The 14,154-nt window shown below is 68.8% G+C and carries 13 protein-coding genes; 7 read left to right on the forward strand and 6 right to left on the reverse strand.

Going from position 1 to position 14,154, the window contains the following annotated elements; translation table 11 throughout:
* The first annotated feature begins 16 nt into the window (after nucleotides 1-16).
* Complete coding sequence (locus A7E77_RS00840) at nucleotides 17-565, forward strand: rhodanese (RefSeq protein WP_063685221.1); 549 nt, start codon at nucleotides 17-19, stop codon at nucleotides 563-565.
* A complete protein-coding gene (locus A7E77_RS00845) occupies nucleotides 562-2,643 on the forward strand; it encodes a TonB-dependent receptor (protein ID WP_063685223.1) in 2,082 nt (693 codons plus the stop codon). Before A7E77_RS00840 ends, A7E77_RS00845 begins: the two co-directional genes overlap by 4 nt.
* A gap of 19 nt (nucleotides 2,644-2,662) precedes the next feature.
* On the opposite strand, the gene A7E77_RS00850 is transcribed toward A7E77_RS00845, so the two are convergent.
* Together A7E77_RS00850 and A7E77_RS00855 are read right to left on the reverse strand one after the other, a co-directional pair.
* Nucleotides 2,663-2,962, reverse strand: coding sequence for an EthD family reductase (locus A7E77_RS00850; RefSeq protein ID WP_063689602.1), 300 nt, complete (start codon nucleotides 2,960-2,962; stop codon nucleotides 2,663-2,665).
* 20 nt (nucleotides 2,963-2,982) lie between these two features.
* A complete protein-coding gene (locus A7E77_RS00855) occupies nucleotides 2,983-3,426 on the reverse strand; it encodes a pseudoazurin (RefSeq protein ID WP_063685225.1) in 444 nt (147 codons plus the stop codon).
* A gap of 189 nt (nucleotides 3,427-3,615) precedes the next feature.
* On the opposite strand from A7E77_RS00855, the gene adh reads away from it, so the two are divergent.
* The 4 genes from adh to A7E77_RS00875 all read left to right on the forward strand — a co-directional run bounded on the left by adh (nucleotide 3,616) and on the right by A7E77_RS00875 (nucleotide 9,038).
* Nucleotides 3,616-5,136 carry an aldehyde dehydrogenase gene (gene adh, locus A7E77_RS00860; protein ID WP_043059689.1) on the forward strand — a complete coding sequence of 507 codons (1,521 nt, stop codon included), beginning with the start codon at nucleotides 3,616-3,618 and terminating at the stop codon, nucleotides 5,134-5,136.
* Between the two features lie 109 nt (nucleotides 5,137-5,245).
* On the forward strand, nucleotides 5,246-5,647 hold the full coding sequence (locus A7E77_RS00865; protein WP_063685227.1) for a DUF779 domain-containing protein: 402 nt from the start codon (nucleotides 5,246-5,248) through the stop codon (nucleotides 5,645-5,647).
* The gene (locus tag A7E77_RS00870; protein WP_063685229.1) at nucleotides 5,644-6,822 is read left to right on the forward strand and encodes an FIST N-terminal domain-containing protein; all 1,179 of its coding nucleotides are present in this window, start codon (nucleotides 5,644-5,646) and stop codon (nucleotides 6,820-6,822) included. Before A7E77_RS00865 ends, A7E77_RS00870 begins: the two co-directional genes overlap by 4 nt.
* A complete protein-coding gene (locus tag A7E77_RS00875) occupies nucleotides 6,819-9,038 on the forward strand; it encodes a NahK/ErcS family hybrid sensor histidine kinase/response regulator (RefSeq protein WP_063685231.1) in 2,220 nt (739 codons plus the stop codon). The genes A7E77_RS00870 and A7E77_RS00875 overlap by 4 nt, the downstream gene beginning before the upstream one ends.
* Here the strand turns inward: A7E77_RS00875 and A7E77_RS00880 are convergent.
* The 4 genes from A7E77_RS00880 to pedF form a co-directional block, all read right to left on the reverse strand.
* The gene (locus tag A7E77_RS00880; protein ID WP_017979124.1) at nucleotides 9,035-9,670 is read right to left on the reverse strand and encodes a response regulator; all 636 of its coding nucleotides are present in this window, start codon (nucleotides 9,668-9,670) and stop codon (nucleotides 9,035-9,037) included. The genes A7E77_RS00875 and A7E77_RS00880 overlap by 4 nt on opposite strands.
* Nucleotides 9,671-9,756: 86 nt before the next feature.
* The gene (locus tag A7E77_RS00885) at nucleotides 9,757-11,535 is read right to left on the reverse strand and encodes a methanol/ethanol family PQQ-dependent dehydrogenase (protein WP_413243596.1); all 1,779 of its coding nucleotides are present in this window, start codon (nucleotides 11,533-11,535) and stop codon (nucleotides 9,757-9,759) included.
* Between the two features lie 122 nt (nucleotides 11,536-11,657).
* A complete protein-coding gene (locus A7E77_RS00890) occupies nucleotides 11,658-12,524 on the reverse strand; it encodes a substrate-binding periplasmic protein (RefSeq protein WP_063685233.1) in 867 nt (288 codons plus the stop codon).
* Nucleotides 12,521-12,973: a cytochrome c-550 PedF gene (gene pedF, locus A7E77_RS00895; RefSeq protein ID WP_063685235.1), complete on the reverse strand. Its 453-nt coding sequence runs from the start codon at nucleotides 12,971-12,973 to the stop codon at nucleotides 12,521-12,523. Before pedF ends, A7E77_RS00890 begins: the two co-directional genes overlap by 4 nt.
* A 118-nt stretch (nucleotides 12,974-13,091) precedes the next feature.
* On the opposite strand from pedF, the gene A7E77_RS00900 reads away from it, so the two are divergent.
* Nucleotides 13,092-14,048 (forward strand): PQQ-dependent catabolism-associated beta-propeller protein, encoded by a 957-nt coding sequence (locus tag A7E77_RS00900; protein WP_063685237.1) that lies wholly within the window; start codon nucleotides 13,092-13,094, stop codon nucleotides 14,046-14,048.
* Nucleotides 14,049-14,154: the final 106 nt, after the last annotated feature.

Below are 14,154 nucleotides of genomic sequence, written 5' to 3' on the forward strand. Positions count from 1 at the left end.
ATGACACCTTGGTACGATGCGCCGCCACCTGCCCCTCTGCCTTACGGCCCTGATCGCCCTCGCCGCGGCGGCGCCCGATGCGCGCTTCGATGCGAGGAGCGGCTATCGCATCGCCGACTATCGCGGCGTCGTGCCGGCGCCGCCGCCCGGAGTCGCGCGCATCGATGCCGCCACGGTCGCCGCACTGGTCGATGCCGGCCGCGCGACGCTAATCGACGTCGTGCCCGCCGAGGGGGCGGTACGGACGGCCGACGGGCACTGGCGGCTCGCCCGCGAACAGCGCGGTATCGCAGGCGCGGCCTGGTTTCCCGAAGCGGGGCGCGGGGCGATCGATCCCGCCGTCGAACGCTGGTTCCTTCACGGCGTCGCCCGTCTGCATGCCGCCGCGCCGCGCACCACGCTGATCGTCTTCTGCCTGGCGGATTGCTGGATGAGCTGGAATGCGGCGTGGCGTTTGCGCCGGGCGGGCTATAGGCGGGTGCGCTGGTTCGCCGAAGGCGCCGATGGCTGGCGCGACCTGGGCCGCCCGTTGGTGCCGATCACCCCCTATCCGGAGCCGTTATGATCGTTCGAGCCATCGCCCTGTTGCTGTGCGGCGCCTCCGCCCTTCCCGCCGCCGCGCAGGACCGCGCCGCCGCCGACCCTCCTGCGACTCAGGACATCGTCGTCATCGGTCGCGGCCTGCCCGCCCGACCGGGCGATCGCACGGCGGACGTCGTCGCGATCGACGCGGCGCGCATCCGCGAAAGCGCCAGCGGCCGGCTGGAAACGGTGCTCGCCGATGTCGCGGGGCTGCAGCAGTTCCGCCGGAGCGATTCGCGCTCGGCCAATCCGACCAGCCAGGGGCTGTCGCTGCGCGGGATCGGCGGCAATGCGTCCAGCCGCGCGCTCCTGATCCTGGATGGCGTGCCGCAGGCGGACCCGTTCGGCGGCTGGGTGCCCTTCCCCGCTTATGCCACCGATCGCATCGGCCTGATCCGCGTGACGCGCGGCGGTGGCAGCGGCTATTTCGGGCCCGGCGCGCTCGCCGGCACGATCGAAATCGACAGCGCCGATCCCGCCGACCAACCCACGCTTGCCGCAGACCTCGCCTATGGCAGCCGCCGGTCGCTATCCGCTGCCGCATCGGGTCTGCTGCGCCGTGACGGCGGCTTCGCCACGCTGTCGGCGGCGTACGATCGTGGCGACGGCTTCGTGCCGACCGTCGCCGAAAGCCGCGGCCCCGCCGATCGCGCGGCCCCGTTCGAGCAATTCTCCGCCGCGGCGCGCAGCGTGGTCGCGCTCGGCGGACAGACCGAATTGCAGACCAACCTGTCGGGCTTCACCGACACGCGCGACCGCGGCACGGCCTTCACCCGCAACCGCAGCCAGGGCGCCGACGCCAGCGTCCGCCTGATCGGGCGCGGCGACTGGGGCTGGTCCGCGCTCGCCTATCTCCAGACGCGCGCCTTCGCGTCGCAATTCGCCAGCGTCGATGCCGCCCGGAGCACCGCAACGCAGACGCTCGACCAATATAACACGCCCGCCACCGGCACCGGCGGCCGCATCGAAGTGAAGCCGCCGGTCGGCGAAGGCCGCGATCTGCGGCTCGGCGCCGACGTGCGACGCGTCTCCGGGCAGACGCAGGAGCTATACACCTACGTCAACGCCCTGCCCACGCGGCGGCGCGTGGCGGGCGGCACCGCGCTGACCTATGGCCTGTTCACGGACGCGAGCCTGACCGCCGGCCCTGCGACACTGACACTCGGCGGGCGGGTGGATCGCTGGCGGCTGACGGACGGCGCCCTGCGCGAGGCGGTGATTGCCACCGGCGCGCCGCTGACCAACGCCATCTTTCCGGAGCGGCGGGGGACGGAATGGACCGGGCGGGCCGGTATTTCCGTCACGCCGGTTGCGCCGGTGACGCTGCGCGCGTCCGCCTATCGCGGCTGGCGCCTGCCGACGCTCAACGAGCTGTACCGGCCGTTCCGGGTCGGCGCCGATGCGGTCGCCGCCAATGCCGCGCTGGAGCCTGAACGGCTAAGCGGGATCGACGGCGGCGTCACGCTGGCGCCGGGTGCCGGCGTCTCATTCGCCGCGACCGTGTTCTGGAACCGGCTGGACGGCGCGATCGCCAACGTTACGGCGGGGCGCGGGCCCGGCACCTTCCCCGGCGTCGGCTTCGTCGCCGCGAACGGCATCTACCGCGTTCGCCGCAATCTGGATGCGATCCGCTCGACCGGCCTGGAGCTGGACGCCCGCTGGCAGAGCGGGCCGGCGTTCGCCCAGGCGTCCTGGTCGCATGTCGATCCCCGCGTCGTCGCCAGCGGTGCTGCGGCGGCGCTCGACGGGTTGCGGCCCGCGCAGACGCCGCGCGACCTGACGTCCGCAACGCTCGGCTGGCGCAAGGGCGGCGCGGCGATCTCGACGACGCTGCGGCACGCCGCCCGCCAATTCGAGGACGACCAGAACAGCCGCTCGCTCGCGCCGGCGACGACGCTGGACGGCTATGCCGCCTTGCCGCTCACGCGCACGCTGGGGGTCGAGCTGCGCGCGGAGAACGTCTTCGATGCGCGAGTCGAAACGGGGATCAGCGGCAATGCGATCGTCGAGCGGGCGACGCCGCGGACCGTGTGGGTGGGGCTGACGCTGCGGACCGGGTAACCCCGGCCCGCCCCCGACGTCAGGCGACCGTCATCGGCATCGGGATCGGCGTCGCGGTCGTGAAATTGGCGATGTCGGCGAACACCGGCGCCGCCTCGGGCGACGCCAGCGCCGCGTCACGCGACGCGGCATCGGTGAAGGTCAGGATGGCGACCGCAAGCATGTCGCCCACGTGATCGGGGAAATAGCCCGCAACACCGGTCAGCCCGTGCGGCGTCAGCGCGTGCCGGACGAGCGGCAGATGCGTCGCGACATAATATTCGCGATCGAAGGCGGCGCCCCCGTCGGCGGGATAGGCGACCATCAGCGCGGCAGACATCGGCGTTTCCTCCCGCGCGCTCACTTGGCCTGCGCCAGCATCGGAGTCATCCGCTTGGCGGCGAACGGCGGCAGCTTCACGGCCCGCGCGGCGGCGAGATTGGGGGACGGGCCGTTGCCCACCTGCACCAGCGCGACCATGCCCATCGAAAAATGCGGCATGCACTTGATGCCGTACAGGCCCGGCGCGGTGACCGGCAGCACGAATTCCTTGTTCATCTGACCCTTGGACGGCGCGACGCCGGCGGGCAGCATCGTCGGGATCGTCTCTGCATTGTGGCTGGGGTCGGTCGGCTTGAAGTGGATGGTGTCGCCCGGCTGCGCCTTGATGAAGGCCGGTTCGAACACCATCGATCCGCCCGTACCGACGTTCTTCATCTGCACGACGATGTCGCGCGCGGCGGCCGGGGCGGCAGCGGCGAGGGTGGCGACGGCGGCGGCGCCGACGATGGCGAGCTTCAACATGGTGACATTCCTCTCCCGTACGCGCCGTCAGGGACCGACGCCGAATGCGGCCGGGGTGCCCGCATCGCGCCGCCAGCGGCAATTGCCCTTTGGTGCAATGGCGCGGGGCGCCCGGCAGGCAGACAGTGGGGCATCGCAACGAGCCCGAACCGGCAGAACCGCCGGTGCGCGACCCCTAGGAGACGACCCATGCTGCAACAGGCGCTTGACGAGCTGAAAGGGCAGATCGCGATCCGCCCGCGCTACGACAATTTCATCGGCGGCGACTGGGTGGCGCCGGTGCGGGGCCAGTATTTCGACAACCCCTCGCCCGTCACCGGCAAGACCGTCTGCTCGGTCGCGCGCGGCACCGCCGAGGACATCGAACTGGCGCTCGACGCCGCGCACAAGGCGAAGGACGCCTGGGGCCGGATGAGCGCGACCGAGCGGTCGCGCATCCTGCTCAAGATCGCCGACCGGATGGAAGAACGGCTGTCGCTGCTCGCGCTGGTCGAGACGATCGACAACGGCAAGCCGATCCGCGAAACCACCGCCGCCGACCTGCCGCTCGCGATCGATCATTTCCGCTATTTCGCCGGCTGCCTGCGCGCGCAGGAAGGGTCGATCGCCGAGATCGATCACGACACCGTCGCCTATCACTTCCACGAGCCGCTGGGCGTCGTCGGCCAGATCATCCCGTGGAATTTCCCACTGCTGATGGCGGTGTGGAAGCTCGCGCCGGCGCTCGCCGCGGGCAATTGCGTGGTGCTGAAACCGGCCGAACAGACGCCGATGTCGATCATGGTGCTGATGGACGTGATCGGCGACCTGCTGCCGCCGGGCGTGCTCAATGTCGTCAACGGCTTTGGCGTCGAGGCGGGCAAGCCGCTGGCGCAGAACAAGCGGATCGCCAAGATCGCCTTCACCGGCGAAACGACGACCGGCCGCCTGATCATGCAATATGCGACCGAAAACCTGATCCCCGTCACGCTGGAGCTGGGCGGCAAGAGCCCCAACATCTTCTTCGCCGACGTGATGGCCGCGGACGATGATTATCTGGACAAGGCGCTGGAAGGCTTCGCCTTGTTCGCGCTCAACCAGGGTGAGGTGTGCACCTGCCCCAGCCGCGCGCTGATCCACGAATCGATCTACGACCGCTTCATGGAAAAGGCGATCGCACGGGTACAGGCGATCAAGCAGGGCAGCCCGCTGGACGCATCGACGATGATCGGCGCGCAGGCCTCGAACGACCAGCTCGAAAAGATCCTGTCGTACATCGACATCGGCAAGGCGGAGGGGGCGAAGGTGCTGACCGGCGGCACCCGCGCGCAGCTCGGCGGCGAATTGGACGCGGGCTATTACGTCACGCCGACGATCCTGGAAGGGCACAACAAGATGCGCGTCTTCCAGGAGGAAATCTTCGGCCCCGTCGTCGCGGTGACCACGTTCAAGGACTTCGACGATGCGATGGCGATCGCCAACGACACGCTCTACGGCCTGGGCGCCGGGGTATGGTCGCGCGACGGGACGACCGCCTATCGCGCCGGCCGCACGATCCAGGCGGGACGCGTGTGGACCAATTGCTACCATGCCTATCCCGCCCATGCCGCGTTCGGCGGCTACAAACAGTCGGGCATCGGCCGCGAAACGCACAAGATGATGCTGGACCATTATCAGCAGACCAAGAACCTGCTGGTCAGCTACAGCCCCAAGGCGCTGGGTTTCTTCTGATCCTTGCCACCGCGGGGGACTGTCTGCCCACTCTTCCACCCACCCCCGCATCCTCCAGCGGCGGCCCTCTTCGCGAGGGTCGCCGTCCTTGTCTGCGAAGGCCCCGCCGATGACCGTTCCGCCGCGCGTCCTGTCCACCGCCGCCGCCGATGCGGTCATGGCGGATCTGACCCGCCGGCACGGGGCGTTGATGTTCCACCAGTCGGGCGGCTGCTGCGATGGCTCCGCGCCGATGTGCTATCCGGCGGGCGAGTTCCGCGTCGGGGGGCAGGACATCCTGCTCGGCACCGTCGGGCCGGACGCCGCCATCCCCGTGTGGATCGGCGCCGCGCAATTCGACTATTGGCGTCACACCCAGATCACGATCGACGTCGTCCCCGGTCGCGGTGCCGGCTTTTCGCTGGAAGGCCCCGACGGCCTGCGCTTCATCGTGCGCAGCCGCGTGTTCACCGACGCCGAGGTCGATGCGCTCGACGCCGCCGGCCCACCGCCACGCGGAGATGATGCGTGACGGCCGCCCGCTCCGCTGCCATCATCGCCGCCGTGCCCACCTCGTCCCACCTTCGCGTCGCCGCGACGCGCGAACACGATCCCGAACTGGCGATCCGCGCGCTGTTCCGGCAGCTCGACGTGCCGGAACTGTCGGGCATCCTGCTATTCTGTTCGAGCCGGTATCCGCTGGACGCGCTGGCGCAGTCGATCGCCAGCCGCAGCGAGGGGCTGACGATCGTCGGCTGTACGTCGTCGGGCGAACTGACCCCCGACGGCATGGGCGAAGGAACACTGACCGCGATCGGTTTCCCCGCCAGCGACTTTCGCCTGACCGCGACCTGCTTCACCGACCTCGACCATTTCGACGGCGGCGATGCGCAGCGGCGCGTCCGGTCGATGGTGGCCCAGGCGACCGAGGAGACGCGGCATTTCGGCGGACGCGTCAACCATGCGGCGATCTTCCTGGTCGACGGTCTGTCGCACCGCGAAGAGATGCTGACGCTGACGTTGCAGGATGCGCTGGGCGACGTGCCGCTGATCGGTGGCTCGTCGGGCGACGGCCTCGATTTCCGCGAGACCTTCGTCCTGTACGACGGCGCGTTTCGCCGCGACGCCGCGGTGATCGCGATCCTGTCGACCGCGCGGCCGATGACGGTGTTCCGCGCGCAACATTATCGGCCGGGCGAGGTGAAGATGGTGATCACCGCCGCGGACACGACACGGCGCATCGTCCATGAAATCAACGCCGAGCCTGCCGCGGAGGAATATGCCCGGCTGGTCGGAACGCAGGTCGATCAGCTTGGGCTGCCGGTATTCGCGGCGCACCCGCTGATGGTGCGGGCGGGCGGCGAATATTACGTCCGCTCGATCCAGTCCGCCAATCCGGACGGCAGCCTCACCTTCTATTGCGCGATCGACGAGGGGATCGTGCTGACGCTGGGCGAGGCGGACGATATCGTCGGCCGGCTGGAGGCGTTGTTCGACCGGCTCGACAGCGACATCGGCGGCATCGATCGCATCCTCGGCTTCGACTGCGTGCTCAACTCGGTCGAGATCGCGCAGCGTCAGCTGCGCGCGCCGGTGTCCGACCTCTACGCACGACGCGGCGTCATCGGCTTCAACACCTATGGCGAGCAATTCCGCGCGCTGCACGTCAACCAGACCTTCGCCGGTCTGGCGATCGGGCGGCCATGACCGGCCAGCGAGACGACGCCGCGCACGTTGCCGCGCTGGAGGCGCGGATCGCCAAGCTGGAGCGAATCAACCGATCGCTGATGGACCGGGTCGAACGCTCGACCGACCTGCAGGGCAACGCCTTTTCGGTGTTCGAAACCGCGATCGCGCTGGAGAGCAAGGTCCGCGAACGCACCGCCGATCTGGAACGCGCACTCGACGACCTGGCGGCGAGCAATGCCGCGCTCGCCCATGCCCGCGATGCCGCCGATGCCGCGCGGCGACGCCTGGGCGATGCGATCGAGGCGCTCGACGAGGGCTTCGCCATCTTCGACACCGACGATCGGCTGGTGCTGTGCAACCGCACCTATCTGTCGCTGTGGCCGACGATCGCCGATCGCATCCAGCCGGGCGTCGCCTTCGACGAGATCGCCGGCGCGATCTGCGAGGTGGGATCGACGCTCGGCCCGCTCGTGTCGCCGGCGCGCTGGGTGTCCGAGCGCGTGGGCCGCCATCAGGTCGCCGATGGCGGGCAGGTCATCCTGCTCGCCGACGGCCGCTGGATCCAGGTCAACGAACAGCGCACCAGCGAAGGCGGGATCGTCGGCGTCTACACCGACATCACCGACATCAAGGCGGAGGATGCACGGCAACGGGCGCGCGAGCTGGCCGAACGCGCGGTGGTGTTGCAGGGAACGCTGGACGCCATGCCGCAGGGCGTGTGCCTGTTCGCCCCCGATCGCTCGCTGCTCGCCTGGAACGATCCGCTGCTGACCCTGCTCGATCTGGCGCCGCAACGGATGCGGCAGCGCATCTCCGATCACGCTGCGCTCGTCAAATGGTGCAAGACGAAGCTGCCGCGCGCCGATGCCGCCGACACATTGGGCTGGGTCGATACGCAGGGCAGCGATCCCGCCGAGGCGACGCAGGAGATCGTCGCCGTGCGGCGCCTGGCGGATGGCCGATCGATCGAAATCCGACGCCAGCCGATGGCCGACGGCGGCATGGTGATGAGCTTCGACGACGTCACCGAACGGCTGAAAACCGCCGACGCCCTCGAACAGCGGGTCGCTGCGCGGACGCGCGAGCTGGAACAGGAGGTACGCGAACGGCAGGCGGCCGAGCTGGCGATGCGCGCGGCCAAGATGGCGGCGGAACAGGCCAATCTGTCGAAGACGCGATTCCTCGCCGCTGCAAGCCACGATCTGCTGCAACCGCTGAACGCCGCGCGCCTGTTCGTCTCCGCACTGGCCGGCCGTCGCCTTGCCGAGGGCAATCGCAAGATCGTCGATCAGGCGGCATCGGCGCTCGATTCGATCGAGGGCCTGCTGGAGGCCTTGCTCGAAATCTCCAAGCTCGATGCCGGCGCGATCACCCCGGACCTCGGCGACGTCCCGCTCGACGAAATGTTCACCGCGTTGCGCGCCGAATTCGCCGTCGTCGCGGCCGAGCGGGGGCTGACGCTGAACGTCGTGCCGACGCGGCTATGGGTGCATTCCGACCGGCGGCTGCTGCGGCGCGTGTTGCAGAACTTCCTGTCCAACGCCGTGCGCTATACCGAGCGGGGCAGCATCACCATGACTGCGCGGGCCGAGGGACGATCGGTGGCGATCACCGTCGCCGATACCGGCCCCGGCATCGATCCGTCGCATCATGCCGAGATCTTCGACGAATTCCGCCGGCTCAACACGGGCGCGTCGCAGGGCATCGGATTGGGCCTTGCGATCGTGCAGCGCGCCAGCCGCATGCTCGGCCACCCGGTGCGTGTGGATAGCGCGCTCGGCGCAGGCGCGACCTTCTCGATCGAAGCCCCCCTCGCCGCGACGGGGGTGGCGGGCGCGACGGCGAGTGCCGCACCGGCACGCGGGCTGGGCGTGTCGACCGTGCTCGTGCTCGACAATGAGGAGTCGATCCTCGCCGGCATGCAGGCGATGCTCGGTGGCTGGGGTGTGCGGGTGCGCACCGCGGCGACGCTGGAGGATGCGCGCGCGATCGTCCGCCGGTCGCGGCTGCGGCCGGACGTCATCCTCGCGGACTATCATCTGGGGTCGGACACGCTGGGCGATGCCGCGGTCGCGACGCTGCGCGAGGATATTGGCGCGAAGGTGCCCGCCGCGATCATCACGGCGGACCGTATGCCCGACCTGCGCGAACAGCTGCTCGCCGCCGGGCTCCACGTCCTGCAGAAACCGGTGAAGCCCGCGCAACTGCGGGCGCTGCTCGCCAGCGTTCGCTAGCGCCCCAGCCCGACCTTGTTCGCCAGGATCACTGCCTGCGTGCGGCTGTAGACGTTCAATTTGGACAGGATGGCGGAGACATGCGCCTTCACCGTCGTCATCGACACGTCGAGCTCATAGGCGATCTGCTTGTTCAGCTTACCTGCGACGACCAGCCCCAGCACCACGCGCTGCTGCGGCGTCAGCGTGCCGATGCGGCGGCGGATGCCCTCGATCTCTGCCTCGGCATCCGACGGGGCGGCGAAATCGTCGGGGATATAGACGTTGCCCGACAAAATCGACTGGATCGCCGCGACGATCTGGCTGCGCTTCAGCGATTTGGGGATGAACCCGGCGGCACCGTTGGCGATCGCGCCGTTGACGACCTGGCTATCCGCCGCGGCGGACACGAGCACGATGGGCAGCGACGGAAACCGGTCGCGCAGCATCGTCAGCCCGGAAAAGCCGCGCGCATCGGGCATGTTGAGATCGAGCAGGACGAGGTCGAAATCGCCCTCGCGATCGACGATCTCGACCGCTTCGGCGACCGATGATGCCTCGAACAGGTCGGCCTGGTCGAAGGCGACCGAAATGACGGTACGCAAGCCGTCACGCACCAGCGGATGATCGTCCGCGATCAGGACTCGTTCCACGCCCCCTCTCCCCGCAGACGATTGTAATATAAGTGCGATCGGAAGCGAAGAGGGCGCCGCGACCGGCGACGCCCCCTGCGACCCGATCATGCCTTGGGCAGCTTGAAGACCCAGAGCGCGCCGCCCTGGTTGATATGCTGCACAGCCTTCGCGACCTCGCCGCCCCACAGCGGCACCGCGCCGCCCCAGCCGCTCATCACCGCGACATATTGCTCGCCATCCTGCTCCCACGTCACCGGGCTGCCGACGACGCCCGATCCGGTGTTAAACTTCCAGAGCTCCTGGCCCGTCTTGGCATCGAACGCCTTCAGATAGCCCTCGGGCGTGCCGGTGAAGACGAGATTGCCCGCGGTGGTCAGCACGCCGCCCCACAACGGCGCCTTATTCTTATATTCCCACGCGATCTTGCCAGTCTTGGGGTCCATCGCGCGCAGCACGCCGATATAGTCGGGGTTCAGCGGCTTGATCGTGAAGCCGGCACCCAGATAGGCCGCGCCCTTCTTGTAGGCGATCGGCTCGTTCCAGATGTCCATGCCCCATTCGTTGGACGGGATGTAGAACATGCCGGTCTGCTGGCTGTACGCCATCGGCATCCAGTTCTTGCCGCCGAGGAAGCTGGGCGCGGCGAACACACTCGCGCCCTTTTCCGCGCTGGGCGCGGGCGGGCGCTTGGCGGGATCGTAGATCGGCTTGCCGTCCTTGGTGAAGCCGGTCGCCCAGTCGGTGCGCGAGACGAAGCGGTTGGCGGAAACGAACTTGCCGTTCGTCCGGTCGAGCACGAAGAAATAGCCGTTGCGATCGGCCTTCGCCCCGAGCTTGCGCCCATCCATGTCGAACGGGATGAATTCGTTGACGCCGTCGAAGTCCCAGCCGTCATGCGGGGTCGTCTGGTAATGCCATTTGATCTCGCCCGTGTCGGGATCGATCGCCAGCGTCGACGAGGTGTAGAGATTGTTGCCGGGGCGCAAATGGCTGTTCCACGGCGCCGGGTTGCCGGTGCCCATGTAGATCAGGTTGGTATCGGGATCGTAGGTGCCGCCCAGCCAGGTCGCGCCGCCGCCATTCTTCCACTGATCGCCCTGCCAGCTCGCATTGAGCTTGCCGGTCATGGTCGAATCCTTGCCGTTGAGCTGGCCCATATGGCCCTCGATCGTCGGGCGCGACCAGATCAGCTCACCGGTATTGACGTCGCGCGCCTCCACCTTGCCGACGATGCCGAATTCGCCGCCGGAATTGCCGTAGATCACCTTGCCCTTCACGATCATCGGCGCGGCGGTGAAGCTGTAGCCCGCGTCATAGGGGGCCAAAGTCTTGTTCCAGATGACCTTGCCCGTCTTGCGGTTCAGCGCGACCATATGCGCATCGAGCGTGCCGAAGATGATCTTGTCGCCATAGATTGCGGCACCGCGATTGACGACGTCGCAGCACGGCATGATCCCGTCGGGCAGGCGCGCATCGTACTGCCACAATTCCTCGCCCGAACGCGCGTCGAAGGCGAACAGGCGGCTGTAGCTGCCGGTGACGTAGATCACGCCGTCATAGACGATCGGCTGCGCTTCCTGCCCGCGCTGCTTTTCACCGCCCAGGCTGGCGGAGAAGGCGGGGACCAGGCGGGCGACATTGGCGGCGTTGACCTGCGTCAGCGTGCTGAACCGCTGCGCACGCGGTCCCATGCCATAGGTCAGGACGTCGCCGGGGGTCGCCGCATCGTTCATCAGATCCGCATCGGTCGGCCCTGCACCCGCAGCAGCGGCAGCAGCGGCAGCCGGGGCAGCGGCGGGCGGGGTCGTGGCGGCCGCCGTGATGGCTGCGCGCGGTTCGGTCGCAGTCACCGCCGTCGCCAGCATCGTGCCGGCCAGCAGCATCGCGCACCGGGTCGCCATGGTCTTCATCGCTCTCGTCTCCCCTCCGTTCGGCCGTCCCTGCGACCTTGGTTGATGACGCCGAGCCTAATCCGGGATCCGCGTCGGTGGCATTGGACCTTGGATTAAGTCGCCAGCGGCGCGCGGTCGCTCACACCGTGGCGCGCGAGGATCGCCGCGACGGTGCCGTCGGCACGCAGGCTTGCGACGACCCGGTCGAGCCGGTCGGCGAGGTCGCGGCTGTCGTCCTTCACCGCCAGGCCCACGTCCCAGCCTGCGCTGGGGAGCGCCGGCAGCGGCCCCTTGCGCGTCTTCACCCACGGCGCGCCGGCCGCGAGCGCATGTTCGATCTGCGCGCGCGTCGCGAGCACGACATCCGCCTCGCCCGTCTTGACCGCATCGACCGCGGCCGCGCCGCTCATCAGGTGGCGCGTATCGGTGCGCAACACGCCGCCGAAGCTGCCCGAAAAGTAGAAGTCGGGCACGCTGTCCAACTCGGCCACAAGCCGCTTGCCCTTGAAGGCGGCGGGGGCGACCTCGCAATCGGTCTCGACGCCGCAGGCCATCAGGAAGCCCTCGCGATAATAAGGCGCGCCGATCACCGCGCGGTCGTTGGCGCGTGCCAGCTGCCGGTCCACCGGCACGTGCATCATGATGTCGCACGTCTGTCCGCCGACCAAAGAGCCCCGCCACACCATGTTGCGCAGATCGTCGCCGACATCCTCGTCGGCCAGAAAGTCGACGATCTCCGCGCGCACCCCCAAGGCCTTGGCGATCGCACGGCCGAGGTCGACGTCGATGCCCATGACGGTGCCGTCGGCGCCCTTCCACGACCAGGGTTCGAAATCGCGATAGACCGCAACGCGCACGACACCCGCCGCGGTGATCGTGTCGAGCCCCCGCGCCATTGCTCCGACGGGGGCAAAAGTCGCGGCGAGTGCGCCCGCGATTATCGCGCGGCGGGTGGGTGCGCGTGAGGATGCCCCGCTCATTCCTCGTGCTTCGTGTCGAGCCAGGAGCGGATCGCCCAGCCGGCCTTCTGCCCCAGCGCATCGCCCATCGGCGGCATATAGACCTTGCCGTCGCGCGACGAGCCGTGCTGGAAGCGCTGGATGAACCATTCGTCGCCGGCCTCGCCCTTATCGAGGTAGCGCAGATCGGGGGCGATGCCGCCCGAGATCGCATCGAGCCCGTGGCAGCGCGCGCAATTGCCGCCATAGGCGCTCTCGCCGATCTTCTTGGCCATCGCATAGACCTGGGGGTCGTCGCGATAGGGGTTCTTCGTCACCCATGTAGAGTTGTCGGGCTTGATGTCGGGCAGCTTGCTGGTGTCGACCGCCTGCGGCGTGACGTTGCCATGCGCGAACACGTTATAGCCGATCGACGACGCCGCGATCAGCGCCGAACAGACGAATGCGATACGCGAACCCTTCACCGGCATCATCCTCTCCCGCCGCCCTGACGGCGGCTCGGCAGAGACCCTAACCGCGGCGAAGCATCGGGACTTATTGGACTTTGGTACGAAGGGGCGGCGCGCCGGGATGGGCTAGGATGCGGTCATGCGATCCCTGCTCCTCATCGCGGCCCTCGCCGCCCCCCTCGCCCCCGCGACCGCCGAGACGATCTATGTCTCGAACGAGCGCGCCAACACGATCAGCGTCATCGACGCCGCCACGCTGAAAGTCACCGCGACCTGGCCCGTCGGCCGACGCCCGCGCGGCATCGTCCTGTCGCGCGACGGCAGGTACTTGTACGTCTGCGCCAGCGACGAAAACGCGGTGCAGGTGGTCGATCTTGCATCGGGCCAGGTCGTCGCCAACCTGCCGTCGGGGGAGGATCCCGAAACTTTCGCGCTGTCGCCGGACGGCACCTTGCTGTTCGCCTCGAACGAGCGCGATGCGACGGTGACCGCGATCGACGTGCCGGGGCGCAAGGTCGCGTTCCAGGTCGTCGTCGGCGTCGAGCCCGAGGGGATGGCGGTCAGCCCCGACGGCCGGTTCGCGGTCTCCACCTCCGAAACGGACAATGCGGTTCACTGGATCGACATCGCGCGGCGCGAGGTGGTGGCGACCACGCCGACGGGTGACCGGCCGCGCCACGCCGAATTCACTGCGGACGGGAAGCAGCTATGGGTGTCGGCGGAGCTCGGCAACAGCGTGGCGGTGATCGACGTCGCCAGCCGCAAAGTGATCGACTCGTTGCACTTCACCGTGCCGGGCATCGCCCCCGAGAAGGTCATGCCGGTGCAGATTCGCTTCACGCCGGACGCCCGACAGGCGGTGATCGCTCTGGGTCGCGGCAATGCGATCGCGATCGTCGACACCGCGACGCGCAAGACGCGCGCCATCGTTCCCGTCGGCCCGCGCGTGTGGGGCGTTGCGATCACGCCGGATGGACGCCGCGCCATCTCCAGCGACGGCCTGTCCGACACGGTCACCGTCGTCGATCTCGCCAGCGCCAAGGCCGTCGCCACGGTCCCGGTCGGCCGCGCGCCCTGGGGTGTCGTCGTCCGGTAGGGGGCGTGCGGCAGGGAATGCGGGGCCATCGCCGCCATCCCACTTTGGTCCGGGATCGAAAGTCCAATACCGCGCCGCGCCCGTCTCCATCAGCCTTGCCGACACG

The organism is Sphingomonas sp. NIC1 (assembly GCF_001638925.1).
GTDB lineage: Bacteria > Pseudomonadota > Alphaproteobacteria > Sphingomonadales > Sphingomonadaceae > Sphingomonas > Sphingomonas aquatilis.